Source organism: Adhaeribacter radiodurans (genome assembly GCF_014075995.1).
GTDB classification, from domain to species: domain Bacteria; phylum Bacteroidota; class Bacteroidia; order Cytophagales; family Hymenobacteraceae; genus Adhaeribacter; species Adhaeribacter radiodurans.
In genome coordinates, this window is the sequence record NZ_CP055153.1 from 3,918,199 (window position 1) to 3,941,194 (window position 22,996).

A 22,996-nucleotide genomic window follows, 5' to 3' on the forward strand; every position below is an offset into this window, starting at 1 on the left:
TACGTCTTCTATTTTTCGTGTCCTTGCCAGCACACCTCCCAACTTTTAACTCATAACTTTTAACTTTTAACTCATAATTTCCTGGCTACCCGCAATCGGGCACTCCGCGAACGATTGTTTTCCTGCAACTCTTTTTCGCTGGGTATAATGGGTTTGCGGATTACTGATTCGAGTGGCTTTAATTCGTTGCCAAATAAATCTTTTTCTACTTCGCCAAAGAACTTACCTTTCGCGATAAAATTTTTTACTAATCTGTCTTCCAGCGAGTGATAAGAAATTACTACTAATCGACCACCGGGTTTTAACACCTCTACGGTTTGTTCCAGCATTTCTTCCAGCGCTTTTAATTCATCGTTTACTTCAATGCGTAAAGCCTGAAATACCTGTGCCAGGTATTTATTTTCTTTTCCTCGCGGAATTAAACTACCAATTACCTTTTTAAAATCAGCAATTGTTTCAATGGCCTGAACACCCCGAGCCTGCACAATTTGCCGGGCTAAGGTTCGGGCGTTTTTTACCTCCCCATACATCCCAAAAATCCGGTGCAGGTCTTCTTCGGAATAAGTTGTTAAAACTTCCTGCGCCGACAAAGCAGCCTCAGGGTCCATGCGCATATCCAAGGGACCATCAAACCGAGTAGAAAAACCGCGCTCTGGCACGTTAAACTGGTGCGATGAAACCCCCAGATCGGCCAGAATGCCATCTACCTCTTTTACTCCATACAACCGTAAGTATTTTTTCAGATAACGAAAATTAGCTTTCACGAATGTAAAAGCCGGATCTGTTATCCGCTGCGCTTGCTTCTCCGCGTCCGTATCCTGATCAAAGCTATATAACCGGGCGCCTCCGGTTAATTTATTTATAATGTATTCGGAATGGCCACCGCCTCCGAAGGTAACATCCATATAAGTACCACCAGGCTTTAAATCCAGGGCTTCTACTGATTCCGGCAATAAAACAGGAACATGGTATGCCATTATTCAACTACTGGATTTAAGGGCTGATCGCCTAAAAATTTTTGTGCCAACTGCGAGAAATTCTCCTGATCTTTAATCAGGAAATCCTCGTATTTATCTGGATTCCAGATTTCTACCCGGTTACCCAGACCTACTATTATTGAATCTTTATCAATCTCTGCGTACCGTACCATAGTGCGCGGCAGAATAAACCTTCCGGTATTATCGAGTTCTATCTCGGTATTTCCCCGAAAAAAATTCCTTTGAAAATGCCGGTATTCCTCGTTAAACTCATTCAACCCTGCTACCCGGTCGTAAATCTTTTTCCATTCCTGCTTTGGATACAAAACCAGGCAAGGCTCAAACCCCCGGGTTAATACCACGTGATTGCCTGATTCCTCTGGTAGGTTGGCTTTTATCTTGGCGGGTAAAACCAACCTCCCCTTAGGATCTAGCTTGCACTCGTATTCACCGGAGAGAAAGTTCATAGAGTATACCTAAGTTTTATGTAATTCTCAGGTAAACAAATGTACGCAATCCAAAAAATTTGTCAACCACGTTCTACCACTTTTTACCACTTTGTGGATAAATTATGGTTTTCCCCACCACTTATACACATTATCCACATAGTTCTCCTTCCACTTTTAAAATCGCGTTTTTTAGCTTAAACAAGCATATTTTTACTAAATCATGCCTTTAAAAATCTTAATTGCTTCATTAGAAACCATTTGCAAAACAAGAGTTCAAGCAGCCACAAGAAGGTATTGCGTAGGCTAAGTAGAGGTGGGAGAAAGTAGAAGAAATTTCCTAAATTTAGTCTATGAAAAAGCTGGTGTTACATGGCTTTTGGCTAAGCCTTGTTTTTGAAATTTTGTTTAACTCGCTGAGCTTTGCTAATTCAGCACAAGTTCAATCCGATTCTCCGTCAGTAAAAGCACACGATGCTACCTGTGGCCCTAAATTACAGGACAAAAAAGCAGTAAAAACAAAAGCAAAAATAAAGAAAGAACAATGTATTACAGCACCGAAGCAATGTTATAAGCAATCTCCGGTAACTGAAAAGCCATCCTTTATTAAATTACCGGTCTTGTTTCCGATTTCCAGAGAAGTAGCTTTTGAAGGAAATATAGCTTTACCGGAAGGCTCTTTATATGCTGTGGTTCATTCCAGTTCTTCCCAATTTTCGCCACTGAGTTACTAGTTCGAATCGCGGATTAACAGGATTGCGCGGATTTCTTTATTTCTGCAAGAGTTAATTGAAGTTATTTACTAAAATCAAAACAGAAGAGCCATTACGTTATATGCGTAATGGCTCTTCTGTTTTGATTAAACTTAAAATTTTAAAATTGTGGTATCTTCAGGTATTAAAATTTTACTAAATGCGCCAATAAAAATCCGCACAATCCTGTTAATCCGCGCAAATCCGCAATTCAGGATTTAACTTTATATAATTGCCACCAGGGTAAATACGGCTTGTCGTGGTGCTCGTAGTGGTAACCAAAAAAATAACAACTTAAAAAAGCCCATACGTGATTTTTTGCCTGAGTGCCGGATTTATGTTTATTATCAGGTTCGTGCTCGCCCCGGTGCGGTAAATAGGTGCCAAAGTAAAACAATTGAAATGTTGCCAAAATAGCGGGAAGCATCCAATACAAAACTACATTTTCGACCGGAAAAATCAACTTTAAAAAGTTAAAGGTTACAGCCATGAGCAAAAGTTGCGGCCAAGTAATATATTGTTTCAGGAAAGAATAATACCAGGCAAAAAAATTACCGCCATGATAATCCGGGTCCTGATCGGTGGCTACGTGGCGATGGTGGGCATGATGACGGGGCAAAAGCCGGAAATAGTTATTATACGCAAATAATCCAGCCGTACTCACTCCCACTAATTGGTTTACTTTTTTATTCCGGGAAACTACCCCGTGCATCGCATCATGAGCGGTAATAAACAAGCCCGTGTATAAATGCATTTGCACCAGAATAAAAAAATAAGTTAAAGGAGAAGCCCAGTTTACCGTTTGCTGTAGTAAAAAGGATAAGCAAGTAAACCAAAGGGTAATAATAGCGAATGCAATGAAAACGCCGCGGTGCTTTTGAATTAAAGGCATAGTTACTGACTTACTTCAAATAATTAATATGCAAGCAATGCTTGTTGCACTTCTTCCATTAGCCACATTGGGGTAGAGGTAGCCCCACAAATTCCCACCGACTCCTGCGACTGAAACCACTCCGGTTGTAAGTCCTCTACCTTAGATATAAAATAGGTATTAGGGTTCGTGTCTTTGCAGACTTGGTACAGCACTTTCCCGTTAGAAGATTTGGTACCCGAAACAAAAACAATTTTATCAAACTTTGCGGCAAATTTACGCAAGTCCTGGTCACGGTTACTTACCTGCCGGCAAATGGTATCATTAGCGTTTACCTGATAGCCTTTGGTTTGAAGTAGGTTCTTAATTTTATAGAAATTATCGGTGCTTTTAGTAGTTTGGCTGTACAATGTTATGTTAGCGGGCAGTTCGTGTTGCAACAGTTCCTCTACATTTTCGAAAACTACAGCATCGTTGTTTGTTTGACCGAGTAATCCTAATACTTCGGCATGGCCGTGTTTACCATAGATAAAAATCTTTTCTTTTTTATCATAAGAAGTCTTAATGCGGTTTTGCAACTTAAGAACTACTGGACACGAAGCATCTATTAAATTCAGGTTATTTTCTAAAGCGATTTGGTAAGTAGAGGGCGGTTCACCGTGCGCCCGGATGAGTACGTGTTCGTTTTGGAGTTGCTTTAATTGCGCGTGATCAATAATGCGTAAACCACGCTTCTCCAAACGCTGGATTTCTTCATCATTATGCACAATATCACCTAAACAGTATAAATAACCTTGCTCGTCGAGAATATCTTCGGCCATTTGAATGGCGTATATTACCCCGAAACAAAAACCGGAATTAGGATCGATATGAACGCGCAGTTGTAACATGTATACTAAACAAATTTCGGCAACGGAAGGTTTTGTTTTTGTCTTCGCCGGAAAAATTCGAAAGCAGTAATCGTTATCAGCAACATTACCATAGAGTACATAGTGTCTTCTATGGGAATAGTAGTAAGCCGAATGCCCAGGTTATGCCCATTATTATACCAAACCACCGGTAACGAGGTAAGTACTCCGTTTACCAGTAAAAAAGGCACTAAATGCACTAAATACGCCAGGTAAAAACGACCAAGTAACCTATCTTTAAAGAATAAATAATGAATGAAAAAGATAACCGGTAATAGCAGAAAAGTTACCGAAGTATATAATTTACCTAAATGCAGCAAGCCCACTAAAGATATAAAAATTGCTAATAAAATAGTTACTACTAAAGCCCTTTGCTGCAAAAGGTCGCGCTTTACGTAAACATTCAAACATTCATAAATAAAAACACACGCGTAAGGCACCGTAATAAAAAACAGCACTTCTTCTAAAGGCAGGTTAAAAAAGTAAATTCCGAGTAAATAATCATTATTAAAGCCCCAAACGCCGTGCTGCGTGAAAATTGAATCCCAAACAATAAAAATAAGAGCGTTAATAGCAATGGCCGGAAACAGATATTTCCAGTTTTTATAAAACTGTACCCGCTTATCAAACGAAAGCAAAAACGGGAACAGAATGGTAAAAATATTTAAATACAAGTAAATATACATCAGACTCCAAGCTTAAGTAGTTGCCTTTTCTCTTCGGCGGTACTATGATCACCTTTTAAAAAATACTCGCGCATAATTTTAAAAGCATCCGCATCCACACCAGAGCGTGGGTGGGACAGCAAACTGTTAAATATTACTTTTTTATCTTCCTGCAAATGCCCGCTCATTAATAAATAACGGGGTATGTGGTACTCAATAGTATATCGCAAAAAACGAATTTCCGGATTATGTGGATCTTTTTTTACGACTTCTTCAAATTCCCGGGCAGAGTTTCGAACGTGTTTTAATTTGGAGTATAAACCGGAGGCGTATTTTGCCCCCACTCCTTCTATACCCGCCTGAAAACCCTGGATTAAAACATCGTTGCCTTTGTATTGGGTTAAATGCTGGGCTAGTTGCTCGTACGTTTTTTTATCTTTGGCTGCTTGGTAGTATAGTTTACGCAGGTCGGCAGCTTTGTAAGTAAAATCAGTTTGAAAAAAAAATTGAAAAAAAAGTAATCCAGTCAGCAGTACATTCACGGTGATCAAATGGTGTTTAGTCTGTATTTAACGTAAGAACCTAATAATAACGCTAATTTGGTGTTATCTGGTACTCTTACGCGCTCAGACAATATTCGGGCGGCCGGCAGGTGTTGTATTTTCTTAAATAATTTGCGGTAGTAAATATAAGCTAGGTAAACTCCCATTCGGGCAGAACGCGGTAAGTTTAAAATTCCCTGGTAAGCCAGGTCAAAATCTTTTACAATATCTTCTTCAATTTCTTTTTTACAGCCATTATCAAAGCATTGAAAATCAACTTTCGGGAAATAAACGCGGCCGCGTTCTTTATAATCGCTTTTCATGTCGCGCAGAAAGTTTACCTTCTGAAAGGCGGCTCCCAAACTGCGGGCAGGTTCTTTTAAGCGATCGAACATTTCCTGGTCTCCTTCGCAAAAAATCTGTAAACACATTAGTCCTACCACTTCTGCAGAACCGTAGATATATTCATCATACAGATCTTTATCGTAGCGTTTACCTTCTAAATCCATTTCCATACTACGCAGAAAAGCCTGGATAAACTCGTGCTTAATCTGGTATTGATGCACCACTAACTGAAATGAATGTAAAATAGGATTTAAGCTAATTTTTTCGTGAATAGCTTTGTACGTGTTTGCTTTAAATTCTTGCAGCAGGGCTGCCTTATCGTGGTCATGAAAAGTATCTACTATTTCATCGGCAATGCGCACAAATCCATAAACCGCGTAAATCGGAAAATGAAATTTCTTATCCAAGGTTTTAATACCCAAAGTAAACGAGGTACTGTAATGCTGAGTAATCAGTTTACTGCATTTGTAACTCGTCAGATCGAATAATTCCATAAATCTTTAATTAAAAATTATGAATTAGAAATTAGAAATTGAGAAATCAATTCTGGTATAAGCAGATGTTATTTCTAATTTTTAACTTCTAATTTCTAATTAAATGAACTGAATTCTTTCCGGATTTCTTCGGCTACCACCTGCCCCGAAATAAGCGAAGGTGGAACTCCCGGACCTGGTACAGTTAACTGCCCGGTATAATATAAATTTTTTACTTTTCTACTTTTCAGGCTAGGTTTTAAAATAGCCGTTTGCATTAAAGTATTAGCTAAACCGTAAGCATTTCCTTTAAATGCATTGTAATCTTTAATAAAGTCCGAATGAGCGTAACTGCGCTTCACTACTACAAAATCCCGGATAGATTGCCCGGTAAGTTTTTCCAACCGGTCCATTACCAATTGATAATAATATTCCCGGAGGTCTTCGGTATCCGTTAAATCCGGAGCTACCGGTATTAAAATAAATAAGTTTTCGCATCCTTCCGGAGCAACGGAAGCATCCGTTTGACTGGGAGCCGACACATAGAATAAAGGCTTTTCCGGCCACTTCGGATTTTCGTAAATTTCCTGAGCATGTGGCTCAAAATCTTCATCAAAAAATAAATTGTGGTGGGTTAAGCGCTGTAAGCGTTTACTTACCCCCAGGTAAAATATTAGAGATGAAGGCGCTAAAACCCGTTTATCCCAGTAACTTTCGGTATAGCTACGGTATTCGGGAGCGAGCAGTTGCTGTTCAACGTGATGATAATCGGCACCGGCTACTACTATATCGGCTTCCCACACATCTTTATCCGTAATAACCTGCGAAGCACGCCCGTTTATGACATTTATTTGTTTTACGTTTTGATTAAACCTGAATTGTACTCCTTGCTCTTTTGCAAGAGCCACCATGCCTTCTACAATTTTATACATGCCGCCCATAGGGTACCAGGTACCTAAACTTATATCGGCATAATTCATTAAAGAATACAAGGCCGGAGTATTTTGTGGGAGAGCTCCTAAAAAAAGAATGGGAAATTCCAGCAGTTTTAATAGTTTCTCGTGGCGGAAATATTTGCGTAGATGCCCATGAATAGACTGAAACACATCTAAACGCAGAACATCTACCAGCAATTTTAAACTAAGAAATTCCGTAACAGAGCGGCTAGGTTTATGAACGAGTTGCTTAATGCCCACTTGGTATTTATAAGCAGCCTGAGCCAAAAACCGGTGAAGGGCCTCACTACTACCCTTTTCTAAAGATTCAAACAAGGCATTGATCCGATGCATTTGAGCGGGCACTTGCATAAAATCTTCCGGACCAAAAATAACTGTATAAGAAGGATCCAGGCGCACTAAATCGTAGTAGTCAGCGGGAGCTTTACTAAAACGGCGAAAGTATTGCTCAAAAACATCGGGCATCCAATACCAGCTTGGCCCCATATCGAAAGTAAAACCGTTTTCGGAGAAGCTACGTGCTCGCCCGCCAGGAGTAGCGTTTTTCTCCAGCACCTCTACTGTAAAACCTTTGGCTGCCAGGTTAGTAGCCGCCGAAAGGCCAGCAAAACCAGAACCAATAACTACAACTTTTTTCTCGCTCAAAGTGCTGCTGATCTAATAACTGTAATTATTTATCCATTCTGCTCATAAATCTTAAGCACTTTCTTTAATTCCTTACGGGCAATATGAATCCGGTTTTTAACCGTACCGATCGGAATATTTAGTTTTTCGGCAATTTCTAAATACTTAAAGCCAACGTAATACATCATAAAAGGAGTACGGTACTCTTCATTCAAATGGGCAATGGCTTCGTTAATATCCGATACTACGAAAGTATACACCGCTCCATTTTTAGCAATGTAGTTTTCATCGGTATTAAAATACTGAAAGTATTCCGTAGAATCAATGTTACTGCTGCGCTTGGTAATTTTATTATAGTTATTAATAAAAGTATTACGCATAATGGTGTATAACCAGGCTTTTAAGTTACTGCCCGCCTTAAATTTATCTTTGTTTAATAAGGCTTTCAATAGAGTTTCCTGTACTAAATCTTTCGCATCGTCGGCATCCCGGGTAAGATTAAGAGCCACCGGCTTTAAAGATTTTGATATTTTTTGCACCATGGAGCTAAATTCTGTTGCTGTCATTCTGCTCAACTTTTTTAAGATTAAACTTATACAAATATAAAAGGTATTACTTAAAATAAAATATTTTGTTTAATAATATTGAAATTAAATTAAACAAAATTTTCTAAATTGTTTTTAACGGGCAGGAGTAGGTTGGCTTATATAAACAGGCATTTTTATATTATTTACGGATAAACGAAGTGCAGCTCTTTCCGGATTGCCTGAAAAAATTTAATTTTTGAATTTGGTAAATAATCGGCTCGGATGGGAAAATTTTATCGCCTAACTAAGTCAGGAGCCATTTACTTTAAAAGTAATTGAAGGGAATAAAAATAAATTAGATTATTAAAAGCTAAATTTTAAAATCCAAAGAATCTTGTGTACCTGGAGTTACGCTTTCGATACTATTGCTTCTGAGAAGATATTACTAAACATCAGGTTAATAGTTTGCTTCACCTAATTTACTAATATTCAATTAAATATCAATAAACAACTCTATACTTTCGCCTGAAAACGAAAGAGAAAGAAATTATAAGTAACTAAAGAATATTAATTTACTAAAATTGATATTTATATGGTTGAAATATAGGATTGTTATTAAATAACTTAATTAAACAATACCTTAATACCCAAATTCTTTATACTCCTGCCTGTTTACTTAAATGGTAGGATAAATTAATTTAATCTACAATCAGGATAAGATTATTTCTTTAGAAAAAATTGGCTCTACTTTTAGCTTATCAATTTCTTTTGAAAAAGCTTGCATATCCCCAATGTATTTAAAATTAGTTGGCAACATTATTTCATTGCAAACAAACTGGTAACCCGAAACAAAAAATCCGCATCCGGGAAAATGTTCCGCTAAGTCATTTAAATACACTTGCAATTGGTCACGGGCCGGAACGGAAGTAATAATCGTACCTAAATAATTTGGCTGAAAACCTTCGTACGCCTTTATTAAATCAGCTAATGGTAAGTTTTGCCCCAGATATAAAACCCGTATTTGCCGCGATCGCAGTAAATACTGCATAAATAAAATACCTAATTCATGCAACTCTCCCTCCGGAAGAAATAAAATAAACCGGGGAACATTAGAGCCACTCGGAATTATTTGGCCGTCGATGGCTACAATAAATTTTTGCCGGATAATATTAGAAACAAAATGTTCGTGGGCTGGATTAATGTTACCCGTTTGCCACAGAACACCTATTTTCTTTAAAAATGGCAGTACTAGTAAATTTACTGTAGCCTCAAAGCCCTTCTGTAAAATAACAGTAGATAATATTTTATCGAAACGCTCTTCATTCATTTCCACCATAGCCGATACCAAACCACTAATCTGGTGCGGACATTCTTCTTTATTTTCGCTTAAGCCTAAGATAGCATCGCCAATTTGGCAACTTGTCATGCAAGCTATTTTAGAAATCTTAAAGCCGTTTTGGTTTAACAACGATACATTTAAAATGTGTTTTAAATCATCGTCATCGTACGTGCGAATGTTGGTTTCGGAACGTTTTGGCTTTAAAATACCATAACGCATTTCCCAAATTCGAATGGTATGGGCCTTTATTCCCGTTAATTGCTCTAGTTCCTTAATTGAATATTGCCCCACTGTCTTTCTGCTCTAATTTTGCTTTACCCTTTTTTTAGCCAGCTTGTAAAATCTGGAATTTACCCACAACATGCCAAATGATTCGCCCCCCTCTTTATCGGTTGTTTTGTGGTGTACTTTGTGCGCAATGTCGAGGGCCTTTAAATAAGTATTTTGCGCTTTACCAAATAAGCGTAGCCGCCGGTGAATAAATACATCGTGAATCAGGAAATAAACTAACCCGTAGAGGCCAATTCCGATGCCTATCCAAAAACGATAATCGTAATTAGGACTACCGTAAATAACAAAAATTGTAGAAAGTATACCGTAATAAACAAAGAATAAATCGTTACGCTCGAATGGATATGGGTGCCGGGTATGATGAGAACGGTGCAAAAACCACAAAAAACCATGCATAATGTACTTATGCGTAAACCAAGCTACCACTTCCATGCCGCAAAAAGTTATTATTACAATTGCTATGTTCCCCCACATATTACAACAACTTGTTCGGGCCTAAATTGTTTAATTTGCCTACCAAGTAATCTTTTGCTTATTTAAGAAAGAAGCAATTCCCCGACGGCAATCAAGCGTTTCGCGAGCGTAAGCATTGCGTTCGGCCGCGTAGCCTAAACCTCGCTGCAAGTCCATATCCTGAATATGTGCGATTAAGTCCTTGGTTAATTCGATAGATTGCATAGAATTCTGCTGGCAGATTTTACGCGCATACGCAAATACCTGTTCATCTAGTTCTTCCGCGGGCACTACGTAAGTTAACAACCCTATATCTTTGGCCTCCTCGGCCGTTAATAAATCACCGGAAAGTAATAATTGTTTGGTATGCGTTTCGCCTATTTTACGCAATAAAAACACACTTACAATAGCCGGAATAAAACCAATTTTTACTTCGGTATAGCCAAAGGTAGCGGCTGGTGAGGCAAAAATTATGTCGCAAACAGTAGCTAAACCGCACCCACCGGCAATGGCTGGCCCTTGTACCTGCGCAATTACCATTTTACGAAGCGTATATATTTGGTAAAACAAATGAGCCAGATTCGTCGAATCATTTAAGTTATCTTCAAAAGAATTATCCTGCATGGATTGCATGTAACCCAAGTCGGCACCCGCACAAAATACGTCTCCGTTCGCTTTTAATATAATGACTTTACATTCATCATCGCTTTCAGCCAGATCAAATGCTTCTTTTAATTCGTTAATTACCTCAAAATTAAGGGAATTACGCTTCTCCGGACGATTTAAAGTAATATATCCAATCCGGTTTTCAGTGTAATAATCTATAAATTGCATGCTTTTACGCGTTAAAGTCTAAATAAGGATACAGCTTAAATTACAAAAAATTAGCAGTAGTAATTAAAATAACCAGTTTCAGAAAACTAAAAAATTTTATTTATAAAGCTCACTGATATTAGAGTACTTATTCTAAATACTACTCTATTAGTATCAAAAATTATACTAAATAGTACGTTTAATTAGTTGTAAAATTTATCAGTAGTACGCTTATAAATTTAATTTACATTACTACAGATAAAGGCTCCTTGTTTAGAAACGTCATAAAGTGGAATCTGTTGCTTGGCGCATTGTTGTTGGAGTTGTTGTCGATACCAATTTTTACTGGAAGAATCAACAAGTAGAGATTTAAAGCGTACGGCAGCCTGCAATATCTCTAAACTTAACTTTACATTATTACGCAACAGCACGTAATCAAATAAAAGGGGATTTCCCGAAGTGGAATGAAATTGTTCCGGATAAATTAAAATTAGAATCCGTAATCCTTGCCAAACCATTACCTTATTGCCCGCCGGGGTTTTAAATGTGGGTACTGTTGGGTTAGTTTCTGTTTGTAAGGAAACAAATTGAATTTCGTTGATGCCTAAATGCCACCAATGTGGTTGAATGTTATAAGTAAAATCAATTTTATCTGCCAGCACAGCTGAATCGGCGAGTAAAGTGGCCTGTTTACCTTGAATAAAACCAAGCGCTGCATTATTTTTTAAAGTATATACCACCCAAAGGTGCTGTTTTTGTTGATTTACTATTTTAGCCCATTGCAAACCGGAGAAAGCAATTATAGTTAAGGAAATCCCCAGTAAAAATATTTTTTTATGATAAATCAGAAACCAACTAGATAAAATTAAAAATCCGGCTAGTAACCATACTTGCACAGTGGTAAGTGAAATTCCTTCTATAATGGCCATTGGCAGCTTTTCTATAACCAGTACTACCCCGTTCATAATATTTAATAAAAAATTCATGATCCAACCTAAGATATAGCCAACTCCGGGTATTATACCAAAAGTTAATAAGAGAAATCCTACGTACAGTATGAACTCTGAAATAGTAATGGCAAATAGGTTCGCCATTAAGAAATATATTGGAAACTGGTGAAAATAATAAAATGCCAGCGGCATAGTAGCTAACTGAGCCGCTACCGACGCCGAAACACCTTCCCAAATTTTACCACCTAACCAATTATCAACCTTTATTAATTTGTTTAACCGTGGTTGCCATAATACAATCCCTAAAACCGCCGCAAACGACAACTGAAAACCAACATCGAGTAAAAAGAACGGATTGTACACCAACAGCCCAAAAGCCGTAGCGGCTAAAATATTATACATATTACTACGCCGCCGGAAGAACTTACCTATCGACAATAAAGTAAACATAACAACCGCCCGCAGTACAGATGCTGATAAAGCCGTTACAAAAGCATATAACCACATTGCAGCTAGTAAGAACAGAAATACAGCTAATTTTTGCCGGGGAGTTCTGGCTAATTTTCCTAAAATATAATTTAAAGCTAAAAATAACAAAGCCACATGCAAACCAGAAACAGCCAGCACGTGCGTTGTTCCGGTACGGGTATAGGCAGCTTTTATATCGGTATCCAGGTATTCCTTCATCCCTAACACGAGGGCGGTGGCAATGGCATAGTTCCGTTGCTCCGGCACATATTTCTTTAGTATCGCATCCAGGTTATGCCGCAGATGAATACTGAAAGCTAGTATTGGAGAAGGAGGCTGATACCCGAGAACTTTAAATTGCTGGGGTCTGACATACTGCTGGTGGTAAATTTGTTGGTAAGCCAGGTATTGCTTATAATTAAATGCATTAAGATTTAATGGCGGCAAAGGAACTTCGGGCTTACCTTTAATGAGCAACACATCTCCGTAACGGGGTTGAAGCAGGCCCTTTTCTTTGCGTACCATTAGCATAATCTTGCCGGTAACCGGCTGCCAACCTTTAAAATTTCTTACCTGATTTACCCGTAGAATTACATTGTAGTGATGGGGCTTTTCTACCACGAAATCATTTACTACCCCCGTATAATAAAGAGCAGGTAACTGTTGGTGAGTTAAATGACGAGGCTGATTTATTTCGGTACGTTGTTGGGTAATCAGAATACCAAATAGAAAAATACTGGCTAAACCAACAATGCCCGCTAAGGAGGTAAGTAAATCAGATCCTCGGCGTGCACCTAAAAAGTGTAAACTAAAAAATAATAAGCTAAAAAAGAGTAGTAAAACAGATGCCCAATCAATTAGCTTATTACTATAAATCTGCAATAGAATACCCGCCACAAAACAAATGGTCAGGCGCACAAAAACGTAAGGCGACCATTTAATCATGCCGAATAAACCATTTTGAAATGGTCAATATCACACTCGGTAAATAATTCACCTAGTTTCGTAAAACCATGCCGGGCATAAAAGGAAAGAGCTGGAACCTGGGCGTGCAGGTAAATTTTCTCATCCGGAAAGTTGGCCAATACATCTTTCAATACCTCATGCAATAGAGCGCTACCCACTTGTTTATTACGGTAAGCTGGCAAAACAGCAAAACGTTCGAGTTTAATACCATTGGTAGTTGGGCGCCAGCGGGCTGCGCCCACTGGTATTTCGTTATAAGTGGCCAGGTAATGGTTGGCCGTTTTATCATGTTGATCGTATTCTGCATCTTGAGGCACCTTTTGCTCTTCTACAAAAACTTTTTCCCGGATAGTAAAAGCGGCGTCTAAGTCGCGAATGTCTGTTACCCTTCTCACAACAATCATAAGTATTGAATGCGCTTTAATTGTACGTTTATTTAAAGTAGTGTTTAGAAAGTATACTTCGTCTTGATTTAATTTTTAATCAAAAGTTAAAAAATCTATCTAGCCTCTAAAACTTTTACTAAATAGTATTAGATAGAGGTATTGGCAAAACTGTGTACAAACAAAAATGGATGTAGCCGGCTAACTATAAAGTTCCGTCTGCATCCATTTTCTATTAAAAACTATAAGAATCTACTTATACTTCCCGCGGTTCTGCCATTTTAATGGGCCGGTTATTCTGGTCAACCGATTTGTTTTCGGGTTCTGCCGCCAGTTTTGCTTCTTCCGCTTTGGTATATGCTTCCACAATCGATTTAACTAACTTATGCCGCACCACATCCTCTGCTTTCATTTCTACAAATGCAATGTCTTTAATGTTTTTTAGCGTTTGCAAAGCATCCACCAGGCCCGATTTAACTTTAGTCGGCAAGTCAATCTGTGAGCGGTCACCATTAATCATTACCTTAGAACTAGGCCCCATACGCGTTAAAAACATTTTCATCTGCATCGGGGTGGTATTCTGAGCTTCGTCTAGTAATACAAAAGCATTATTTAATGTACGGCCGCGCATATAAGCCAAAGGTGCAATTTCAATAATTTTGTTTTCCTGATAGTATTTTAATTTTTCTATCGGAATCATATCTTCTAAAGCATCGTAGATCGGGCGAATATACGGATCTACTTTTTCCTTCATATCGCCGGGTAAAAAACCCAGGTTTTCGCCAGCTTCCACAACGGGCCGGGAAATAATAATTTTCTTGACCGTCTTGTTTTTAAGTGCTCGCACCGCTAACGCTACCGAAATATACGTTTTACCCGTACCAGCCGGACCTAAAGCAAAAACCAGATCGTGCTTTTCTACAGCATCTACCAACTTTTGCTGGTTAGGCGTTTTCGCTTTAATTATCCCTCCTTTGCTTCCGTACACAATTACATCCGGCGAAGTAGCAATTACTTCTTCTTCCGAGTCACCATCGGCGGCTATATAATGATTCACGCTGGTATGAGTTATTTTCCCGAATTTATGGTAATGCTCAATCAGAGAGCTTAAAATTTCGTTTATCTTGGTTATTTCGGGGGTTTTACCCTGAATTTTAATTTCGTTACCCCTTGAAATTATTTTACTACTCGGGAAAGCTGCCGCTAATTGTTTAATATTTTGATTTTCAGTTCCTAAAAAATCTATTAACGATACATTTTCTAGGGTAATTACTTTTTCTACCAAATGCTTAGCTTATTTTGCGTATTCTGTTAATTTAAAAATAAAATTGTTGTTACTTTTGTATATTACAATAATACAAAATTTATAGTTCGCTTGTATGGGTTTGATTACTTTTTTGTCTGATTTTGGTTACACAGATCATTACGTAGCGGCCGTGAAAGCCAAAATTTTAAGCAGTTCGCCACAGACCCAAATAATAGACATTTCGCACGCCATTGAAGCTTATAACATAGCTCACGGCGCTTTTGTTCTAAACTCATTATTCCGGGATTTTCCGCTAAACACAGTACATTTAGTAGCCGTAGATTCGCAGGGCAGCCGACAAGGCCGGTATCTGGCAGTCCAATTTCAGGATCATTTTTTCCTGGCCGCTGACAACGGATTATTATCTCTTATTATTGAAACGCAACCAGTTACAATGGTAGAACTACCGGTAGCAATACCTACCACGTTTGCCGCAAAAGACATTTTAGCTCCCGCAGCTTTAGCTTTAGCCAATGGCGCTGATCTGAAAAGTTTGGGCAAATCAATAACGCAGTACCGGGAACTTATTAATCGTCAGTTGCGGCTTAGCGACCATGCTATAACCGGCCATGTGGTACATGTAGATCATTATGGCAATCTAATTACGAATATATCCCGCGATAGTATGGATGCCATTGGGCACGATCGCCCTTTCACCGTGCATTTTGCCCGCGAAACAGTCCAGAAGATTTCCGGCGACTTTACCCACGTTGATGAAGGCGATGTTATTTGCTTTTACAACCAACAAGGCTGGCTATCCATTGGGGTAAATAAAGGGCATGCTTCCGAATTATTGGGTCTTCACTACGATTCGCAGGTAAATGTACAATTTAAAAAAATGTAAGTAGCACCTATTTAAAGCTTTAGCCTGGCAATAACATTTAAAACTTCTGATTAATCAGTGCTTCCTTTATAATCTTAATTTTATTATAAACTTTTTAAAATTTTCCTCTGTTTCAGAGACATCGTGCAAATAGCAGTAGAAAGCTATTGTTACGCCCTTTTTACCTTTAACATGCAACAACCCTTTTTTATCGGGATTACCGGTGGTAGCGCTTCGGGCAAAACTACTTTTTTAAAGAAATTAATTGACTCGTTCGATCCAAAAGATATTTGTCTTATGGCGCAGGATAATTACTACCTGCCTCACGATGATCAGGAATTAGATGCAAATGGGGTTATTAATTTCGATTTGCCCTCGTCTTTTGATTCGGCTGCTTATGCTCGGGATTTGTTAAAGTTGCGAAATGGCGAAGTAGTTACCCGTAAAGAATATACCTTCAATAATCCGGACATAATTCCGCGCGATTTAATTTTTAATCCGGCGCCCATTATTGTAGTAGAAGGAATTTTCGTGTTTTACTTTGAAGAAGTTGCCCGACATCTTAATTTAAGAGTTTACATTGACGCCGAAGAACACGTTAAATTACACCGCCGTATTTTGCGCGATGTAAAAGAACGGGGTTATGGTGGTTTAGATGATGTATTATACCGCTACGCCAACCACGTGGTACCAACTTACGAAAAGTATATCCGCCCTTATAAATACGATGCTGATTTGATTATTCCGAACAATCGCCATTTTGAAAACGGGTTAGAGGTATTAGTTTCTTTTTTAAGGACAAAAATTGAAAGTTATTCCATTTAATCTATCTAAATAAGGTAAAATACTGTATATTCGCGGTTTAAATGGCAGCTTCTCGTACCATAACGCAACAAATCCGGTTTCTGCTTACTGCAGTAACCTGGTGTTGTGTTTTACTGCTCAATAACCAGGTAATTATTACTTATCGCCCGGTTGTAAAAGAGGCAAATGCGGCAAGTAATAGCCAATTACAAAAAAACACTTCGCACAAAGAGCAAACGGTTGTAAAACAAAAGGTAACTTTTGAAGCTACTACCTCTTATTTTATTCTGCAACTGGCTCATTTTACTAATTGGGTAACACCAGTTTTTCAAAAGCCTTTTCTTACTATCCCGGAACCGATATCTAAAATTTACCGGGTTAGGTACTTCTTTAGCGTTTTATTTTCTTATATAATTATTCCAAACGCTCCTTAGTTTTTCTTTTACTTTCAGAAATTTTTCCGGTAACAGTTTTGTTGTCCGGGCATATACGGTTTGTTGAACCGCTGAAAGTAAAGCCAATTCCCAAAATCTACTTACAGGTTTAAAATATAAAATAATTAAGTCAGAACGAAGTAGTTATTTTTTATTCATCCATTTAAAATATTAATCATAAATTTTACTAATTACCAATGCGTAACAAAACCGGAATATTGTTATTAACGATAGTGGTTACCGCCCTTTGCGCGTATTACCTATCGTTTACCTTTGTATCTAAACGGGTGCAGCGCCAAGCAGAAGCGTATGCCACAGATGCCAGAGGCAACGTAAACACTAACAAGAAATTTGCTTATCTGGATTCGGTTCGGAAAGAACCAGTATTTAGCTTTTTAGGTATTAATTACACCTACGAAGAGATTCAAAACAGCGAATTAAGCTTAGGGCTTGATTTAAAAGGCGGAATGCACGTTACTATGGAAGTTTCGCCGGTAGAAATTATTAAGTCTATGGCGGGCAACAGCAAAGACCCAAACTTTTTGAAAGCTTTACAGGTAGCTCATCAGCGCCAAGCTAACAGCCAGTCAAAATTTACTACTTTATTTGCCCAGGCTTATCGCGAAATAAACCCTACCGGGCGTTTAGCTTCTATCTTCTCTAATACAGCTAATAAAGGCCGTATTAATTACAACTCTACCAACGAGCAAGTAATTGCTGCTATTGATACGGAAGTAAACGGTGCCATTGATCGGTCTTTTAACATTTTACAAACCCGGATTGATAAATTTGGGGTAAACCAACCGAACATTCAACGCTTAAAAAGTACAGATCAAATTCAGATTGAATTACCTGGTGTTACGGATGCTACCCGGGTACGTAAATTATTACAAGGTACGGCCAATCTGGAATTCTGGGAAGTATGGAAAGCAGAAGAGTTTAGCCCTTACTTTGCGCAGCTTAATGCGGTATTAGCCAAGCAAGAAGCTAGTGCTAAATTAGCAGCCGGCAAATCTCCGAAAACTACTCCTGCTAAAACCAGCAACGACGATGTTTTATCTAAAGCCGCAGCTCAACCAACTATTGATCCTTTAACCGGCAAACCCGTAACTGATTCTGCCACCGACTCTACAAAAGCCAGCACAGTAGCTTCGGCCAAAACTGATTCAACTGCAACAGATTCTTTATCTGCGAACCAAAGTAGCCAGTTGGCAAAATTATTTACTGCCTTGCCAGGTGGTTTAGGTACTAACGTACGGGATACTGCTAAAGTAAATGCCCTATTCCGCCGGCCGGAAGTACAAGCCATTTTCCCATCTAACATGAAGTTCTTATGGGCAGTTAAACCTATTGTCGGACAGGATAAACAAGAATTCCTGGAGTTCTATGCCATTAAAAAAGGCCGGGATGGTAAAGCTCCGGTAAGCGGAGATGCTATCAGCGATGCCCGTCAGGATTTTGATCAGCAAGGTCGCCCAGAGGTAAATATGGCGATGAATGTGGCCGGCGCTAAAAAATGGCAGCGTTTAACTGCTTCTACCATTGGTCGCCAGGTAGCCATTGTGCTCGATAATTACGTGTATTCTGCTCCGGTAGTACAAGGTGAAATTCCAAATGGTAACTCTTCTATTTCCGGTAACTTTACCGTAGAAGAAGCCCAGGATTTAGCAAATATTTTAAAGGCTGGTAAAATGCCGGCCCCTACCCGAATCGTGGAAGAAGCCATTGTAGGTCCGTCATTGGGTCAGGAAGCAATCAACCAAGGTTTACTTTCTTCTCTGGCTGCCATGGGCGTTGTGGTAATCTTTATGATTTTCTATTACAGCAAAGGTGGTGTTATTGCGGACTTAGCTTTATTCTTTAACATTTTCTTTATTATTGGAATCTTAGCGCAGTTTAATGCGGCGCTTACCTTGCCCGGTATTGCCGGTATGGTTTTAACCATGGGTATGTCTGTGGATGCGAACGTACTTATTTTTGAACGTATCCGGGAAGAACTCGCACTGGGCGTAAATATTAAAGATGCCATCCATAAAGGATACGATCGGGCTTTCAGTTCTATCTTTGACTCTAACGTTACTACTTTATTAGCCGGTATTATTTTGTACTTCTTCGGTTCAGGTCCGGTAAAAGGTTTTGCTATTACCTTAATGTTAGGTATTGCTACTTCGTTCTTTACCGCTGTTTACGTGTCGCGTTTAATCTTAGAATATATGACTCGTGGCAAGAACGTAAACAATATGAGCTTCTCCACAGTGTTCTCAAAGAATCTGTTCAAGAACTTTAACTTCAATTTCATTAAGTACCGCAAAGCAGCTTACATTGGCTCAACTGCTTTAATCTTGTTCGGTTTTATTATGATGTACGTACAAGGCGGACCAAATTTAGGGGTTGATTTTAAAGGTGGTCGTTCTTACATCGTTAATTTTAATAAAGCGGTGCCTGCTTCGGAAGTTAGAACTGCAGTTTTAGATGAATTTAAAAGTTCTGGTACTGATGTAAAAACGTATGGCGCATCTAACCGTTTAAAAATAACGACCAGTTATTTGGCCGAAGATGAATCTACCCAGGCCGACGAAACGGTTCAAGCAGCTTTACAGGCTGGTTTAAAGCAATATAGTGCCGAAAGCCCTAAAATTTTAAGTTCTTCTAAAGTGGGCGCAACTATGGCCGATGACATACAGAAAACGGCTGTTGTTTCGGTATTACTCTCTTTTGCCGGTATCTTCCTTTACGTAATGATACGTTTCCGGAAATGGCAATATAGCTTAGGCGGGGTAGTAGCCTTGATTCACGATGCTTTAATGGTAACCGCTTTCTTTGCGATCGGTCGTATTTTTGGACTGAACTACGAAATGGATCAGGTATTTATTGCTTCCATTTTAACCATTATCGGTTTCTCCATTAACGATACCGTGGTAATTTACGACCGTATCCGGGAACATTTAACCAATCATCCGAAGAGTAAAATTAGAGATGTAATCAACCCGGCTCTAAACGATACCCTTAGTCGTACCATTATTACGTCTTTAACGGTATTATTCGTTGTATTAATTTTGTTCATATTCGGTGGCGAAACCCTTCGTGGCTTCTCTTACGCTATGTTAGTTGGGGTAATTTCTGGTACATATTCTACCTTGTACATTGCAACCCCAATTCTGATGGACACCATTGATGATGATAAATCAACTGCTTCTGCCACTGTTACACCTAAATTAGCTACTACTGGCAAAGTTCGTTCGTAAACGATATAGTTTTTCAGCAAAACAAAAAGCCCGGTCAAATTGACCGGGCTTTTTGTTTTGCTGAAAAGTAAAATTTAAAAAATTTATTTCAGAGAAAGTACTATCAATAATCCGTAACGCCTTCGGCTACAACTTCGGTTACCTCAGGCACCATGCGCTTTAGTAAATTCTCGATGCCCGCCTTTAAGGTAATGGTAGCAGAAGGACAGCCACTGCAAGAACCTTGTAAATTTACGGTTACTACTCCGTCTTTGTACGATTTAAAAGTAATATTACCACCATCCTGCTCAACGGCTGGGCGTACATAGTTCTCCAATAAGTCAATAACTTTGTGCGAGATAACAGCATCATCGCCGCTTAGTTCACCGGTAATATCGGTAACAGCCTGGGATTGCTCGGCCACCGGATCTTCCAAGAATATAGGTCCACCCGCTTCTACGTACGATTTAATAAACATGCGTAATTCGGGGATTAATTGTACCCATTGGTCGTTGGAATTTTTGGTAACAGTAACAAAGTTACTGGCAATAAACACCCGCGATACGTACTCAAAATTAAATAGCTCCTGGGCAAAAGGCGAATTAGATGCTGCTTCTACGTTGGGGTAATCTACACTTACTCCTTCGGGTAGTAAGATAGTGCTCAGCACGAATTTCATTGATTCCGGATTCGGGTTGGCTTCTGCGTATACCGAAACGGATTTTTCTTTATTTTCTATCATGGTTGTTGCTTCCTTAATAAGGTAAAAACTTAGTAATAAATATTAAAGTTTCAAAAGTAATGAGTTTTATGTATGATCCGCAAATTGGCAAAGGTATATTCCGAAACAAAGTAATTAGTACGGCTGGTAAATAAAAACCAGGATTATTGGCCTAATGTTTAAAAGCTTTTACCTTAGCCGGAATAATTATGAATTATGTACCGGTTACCTACTGACATTTAAATAGAATTTATGCCCGATTACCTGCTTTTATTAACCAACGTCTTCCCACCCGTACCACCTTTCTCGGCAATCCCGTTTTTAACTTTGTTAATTCTAATTGCCTGCGGGCCAGTCTTCTTTGAACATTTTTGGCATAAATACTACCGCTTTATTGCCGTAAGTCTGGGTTTGTTAGTTCTGTTGTATTATTTACTTTTTTTGCACGATACCCACTTACCAGCCGAAACTTTAGCGGATTATGCTTCTTTTGCTATCTTACTCAGCTCCTTATACATTGCAGCTGGTGGTATTTACATTAACGTAAATGCCCGGGCAACGCCATTTATAAATGTACTTATCTTAATTATTGGGGCTATACTAGCCAACGTTATTGGTACCACCGGCGCTTCTTTATTGCTAATTCGTCCTTACATCCGGTTAAACATTAACCAAATCCGAACCTTTCACATTATATTTTTTATTTTTATTGTTAGTAACGCGGGAGGTTTATTAACTCCGTTGGGTGATCCACCGCTATTTATTGGTTTTTTGAAAGGTGTACCATTTTTCTGGACGCTTCAGCATTTGTTCTTACCCTGGCTTCTTGGCATTTTAGGACTATCCGCTATTTTCTTTTATTTGGACAGCCGCGACCAACGGCTGAATTATAAACCTAAAGAAGAAGTATTAAAAAAGATTGATGAGAAAACAGAGTTTTTCTTTACCGGCAAACGAAACTTAATATGGTTAGCTATTATTATTGGCGCTATTTTTCTCGATCCGAACGTTATTTCCGGTTTGCCGCATATTCCCTTTCATGAGTTTAAGTTTTCATTTATCCGGGAAATTATTCAGTTAACGGCCGCATTTTTTTGCTACCGTTATGCCAGTAAAACTGCTTTAAATGGTAATCATTTTACCTTTGCTCCAATATTAGAAGTAGTTTTCCTTTTTTTTGGCATTTTCTTTACCATGATGCCTGCTTTGCAATTAGCAGCCTACGTAGCAGCATTGCCGCAGTTTGCAAAATTACTAAATCCGAATACGGTTTACTGGAGCGCCGGTATACTTTCTGGTTTTCTGGATAATGCTCCAACCTACGCTAATTTTTTATCTTTATCTATGGCCAAATACAGCTTGAGCTATAGCAGCGTAACCCAGGTGCACGATTTTGCTTATGGCTTGGCTCATGCTCCGGAAACGTATCATTTGTTGGAAGCTATTGCGGTGGCTTCAGTATTGTTCGGGGCCTTTTCTTATATTGGTAATGGACCTAATTTTATGGTAAAAGCCATTGCCGAAGAAGCCGGCGTAAAAATGCCTTCTTTTTTTAAATATATTACTTCTTTCTCCATCCCCTTCCTCTTACCTGTTTTATTTTTAATTTGGCTAATAGTAATTTATTAAACCTAAAGGAGTAAGTAGTTCGGCTTCAGGTTAAAAGCTTGCTGTATATACAATTGGATTACATCCGATTATTATATTTATTTAAACATAAACATATAGACAAAATAAGTTAAATTATACTACTCTAACGGAGGAATCGGTTTAGCTACGATGTACAATGGTTACCTTTAGAAGAACAGCTATATCCACTCCATCCCTTTTCTTACTTGTAATTATTTCTACTAATAAAATCTAATAAAACGTGGGCTCGATATAAGCATTTCATAACAAAAAAACATATCTGTAATAGCCAAAAGGATAAAACTG

At 38.6% G+C, this 22,996-nt stretch carries 22 protein-coding genes; 6 read left to right on the forward strand and 16 right to left on the reverse strand.

Going from position 1 to position 22,996, the window contains the following annotated elements; translation table 11 throughout:
• Window positions 1–71: 71 nt before the first annotated feature.
• Together rsmH and mraZ are read right to left on the reverse strand one after the other, a co-directional pair.
• Window positions 72–977, reverse strand: coding sequence for a 16S rRNA (cytosine(1402)-N(4))-methyltransferase RsmH (gene rsmH / locus HUW48_RS15810; RefSeq protein WP_182411871.1), 906 nt, complete (start codon window positions 975–977; stop codon window positions 72–74).
• Window positions 977–1,444 carry a division/cell wall cluster transcriptional repressor MraZ gene (gene mraZ / locus HUW48_RS15815; protein WP_182411872.1) on the reverse strand — a complete coding sequence of 156 codons (468 nt, stop codon included), beginning with the start codon at window positions 1,442–1,444 and terminating at the stop codon, window positions 977–979. The genes rsmH and mraZ overlap by 1 nt, the downstream gene beginning before the upstream one ends.
• A gap of 332 nt (window positions 1,445–1,776) precedes the next feature.
• On the opposite strand from mraZ, the gene HUW48_RS15820 reads away from it, so the two are divergent.
• Complete coding sequence (locus HUW48_RS15820) at window positions 1,777–2,157, forward strand: hypothetical protein (RefSeq protein ID WP_182411873.1); 381 nt, start codon at window positions 1,777–1,779, stop codon at window positions 2,155–2,157.
• A gap of 229 nt (window positions 2,158–2,386) precedes the next feature.
• Here HUW48_RS15820 and HUW48_RS15825 read toward each other — a convergent pair whose 3' ends face one another.
• The 13 genes from HUW48_RS15825 to HUW48_RS15885 form a co-directional block, all read right to left on the reverse strand.
• Complete coding sequence (locus HUW48_RS15825; protein WP_182411874.1) at window positions 2,387–3,067, reverse strand: fatty acid desaturase; 681 nt, start codon at window positions 3,065–3,067, stop codon at window positions 2,387–2,389.
• A 23-nt stretch (window positions 3,068–3,090) separates the two neighbouring features.
• A complete protein-coding gene (locus tag HUW48_RS15830) occupies window positions 3,091–3,936 on the reverse strand; it encodes a 4-hydroxy-3-methylbut-2-enyl diphosphate reductase (protein ID WP_182411875.1) in 846 nt (281 codons plus the stop codon).
• Window positions 3,937–3,941: 5 nt separating this feature from the next.
• Complete coding sequence (locus HUW48_RS15835; RefSeq protein ID WP_182411876.1) at window positions 3,942–4,640, reverse strand: lycopene cyclase domain-containing protein; 699 nt, start codon at window positions 4,638–4,640, stop codon at window positions 3,942–3,944.
• Window positions 4,640–5,161: a hypothetical protein gene (locus HUW48_RS15840; protein WP_182411877.1), complete on the reverse strand. Its 522-nt coding sequence runs from the start codon at window positions 5,159–5,161 to the stop codon at window positions 4,640–4,642. The genes HUW48_RS15835 and HUW48_RS15840 overlap by 1 nt, the downstream gene beginning before the upstream one ends.
• A 5-nt stretch (window positions 5,162–5,166) precedes the next feature.
• Entirely contained in the window at window positions 5,167–6,000 is an 834-nt protein-coding gene (locus tag HUW48_RS15845) for a phytoene/squalene synthase family protein (RefSeq protein ID WP_182411878.1), read from the reverse strand.
• A gap of 95 nt (window positions 6,001–6,095) precedes the next feature.
• Window positions 6,096–7,580, reverse strand: coding sequence for a phytoene desaturase family protein (locus tag HUW48_RS15850; protein ID WP_182411879.1), 1,485 nt, complete (start codon window positions 7,578–7,580; stop codon window positions 6,096–6,098).
• Between the two features lie 29 nt (window positions 7,581–7,609).
• Complete coding sequence (locus HUW48_RS15855; protein ID WP_182411880.1) at window positions 7,610–8,125, reverse strand: RNA polymerase sigma factor; 516 nt, start codon at window positions 8,123–8,125, stop codon at window positions 7,610–7,612.
• A gap of 670 nt (window positions 8,126–8,795) precedes the next feature.
• The gene (locus HUW48_RS15860) at window positions 8,796–9,716 is read right to left on the reverse strand and encodes a MerR family transcriptional regulator (RefSeq protein WP_182411881.1); all 921 of its coding nucleotides are present in this window, start codon (window positions 9,714–9,716) and stop codon (window positions 8,796–8,798) included.
• A 12-nt stretch (window positions 9,717–9,728) separates the two neighbouring features.
• A complete protein-coding gene (locus tag HUW48_RS15865) occupies window positions 9,729–10,190 on the reverse strand; it encodes a sterol desaturase family protein (protein ID WP_182411882.1) in 462 nt (153 codons plus the stop codon).
• A gap of 39 nt (window positions 10,191–10,229) precedes the next feature.
• Entirely contained in the window at window positions 10,230–11,003 is a 774-nt protein-coding gene (locus HUW48_RS15870) for an enoyl-CoA hydratase/isomerase family protein (RefSeq protein WP_182411883.1), read from the reverse strand.
• A 218-nt stretch (window positions 11,004–11,221) separates the two neighbouring features.
• Window positions 11,222–13,345, reverse strand: coding sequence for a ComEC/Rec2 family competence protein (locus tag HUW48_RS15875; protein WP_182411884.1), 2,124 nt, complete (start codon window positions 13,343–13,345; stop codon window positions 11,222–11,224).
• Entirely contained in the window at window positions 13,342–13,770 is a 429-nt protein-coding gene (locus tag HUW48_RS15880) for a GNAT family N-acetyltransferase (protein WP_182411885.1), read from the reverse strand. The genes HUW48_RS15875 and HUW48_RS15880 overlap by 4 nt, the downstream gene beginning before the upstream one ends.
• Window positions 13,771–14,005: 235 nt before the next feature.
• A complete protein-coding gene (locus HUW48_RS15885; protein ID WP_182411886.1) occupies window positions 14,006–15,034 on the reverse strand; it encodes a PhoH family protein in 1,029 nt (342 codons plus the stop codon).
• 94 nt (window positions 15,035–15,128) lie between these two features.
• Here HUW48_RS15885 and HUW48_RS15890 point away from each other — a divergent pair, with 94 nt between their 5' ends.
• The 4 genes from HUW48_RS15890 to secDF all read left to right on the forward strand — a co-directional run bounded on the left by HUW48_RS15890 (window position 15,129) and on the right by secDF (window position 20,361).
• A complete protein-coding gene (locus tag HUW48_RS15890) occupies window positions 15,129–15,899 on the forward strand; it encodes an SAM hydrolase/SAM-dependent halogenase family protein (protein ID WP_182411887.1) in 771 nt (256 codons plus the stop codon).
• A gap of 171 nt (window positions 15,900–16,070) precedes the next feature.
• Complete coding sequence (locus tag HUW48_RS15895) at window positions 16,071–16,703, forward strand: uridine kinase family protein (RefSeq protein ID WP_182411888.1); 633 nt, start codon at window positions 16,071–16,073, stop codon at window positions 16,701–16,703.
• Window positions 16,704–16,744: 41 nt separating this feature from the next.
• Window positions 16,745–17,116: a hypothetical protein gene (locus tag HUW48_RS15900; RefSeq protein WP_182411889.1), complete on the forward strand. Its 372-nt coding sequence runs from the start codon at window positions 16,745–16,747 to the stop codon at window positions 17,114–17,116.
• 197 nt (window positions 17,117–17,313) lie between these two features.
• A complete protein-coding gene (secDF, locus tag HUW48_RS15905; RefSeq protein ID WP_182411890.1) occupies window positions 17,314–20,361 on the forward strand; it encodes a protein translocase subunit SecDF in 3,048 nt (1,015 codons plus the stop codon).
• Between the two features lie 103 nt (window positions 20,362–20,464).
• On the opposite strand, the gene HUW48_RS15910 is transcribed toward secDF, so the two are convergent.
• On the reverse strand, window positions 20,465–21,082 hold the full coding sequence (locus HUW48_RS15910; RefSeq protein WP_182411891.1) for a NifU family protein: 618 nt from the start codon (window positions 21,080–21,082) through the stop codon (window positions 20,465–20,467).
• 231 nt (window positions 21,083–21,313) lie between these two features.
• On the opposite strand from HUW48_RS15910, the gene HUW48_RS15915 reads away from it, so the two are divergent.
• Window positions 21,314–22,690 carry a sodium:proton antiporter gene (locus tag HUW48_RS15915; RefSeq protein WP_182411892.1) on the forward strand — a complete coding sequence of 459 codons (1,377 nt, stop codon included), beginning with the start codon at window positions 21,314–21,316 and terminating at the stop codon, window positions 22,688–22,690.
• The last annotated feature ends 306 nt before the right edge of the window (window positions 22,691–22,996 follow it).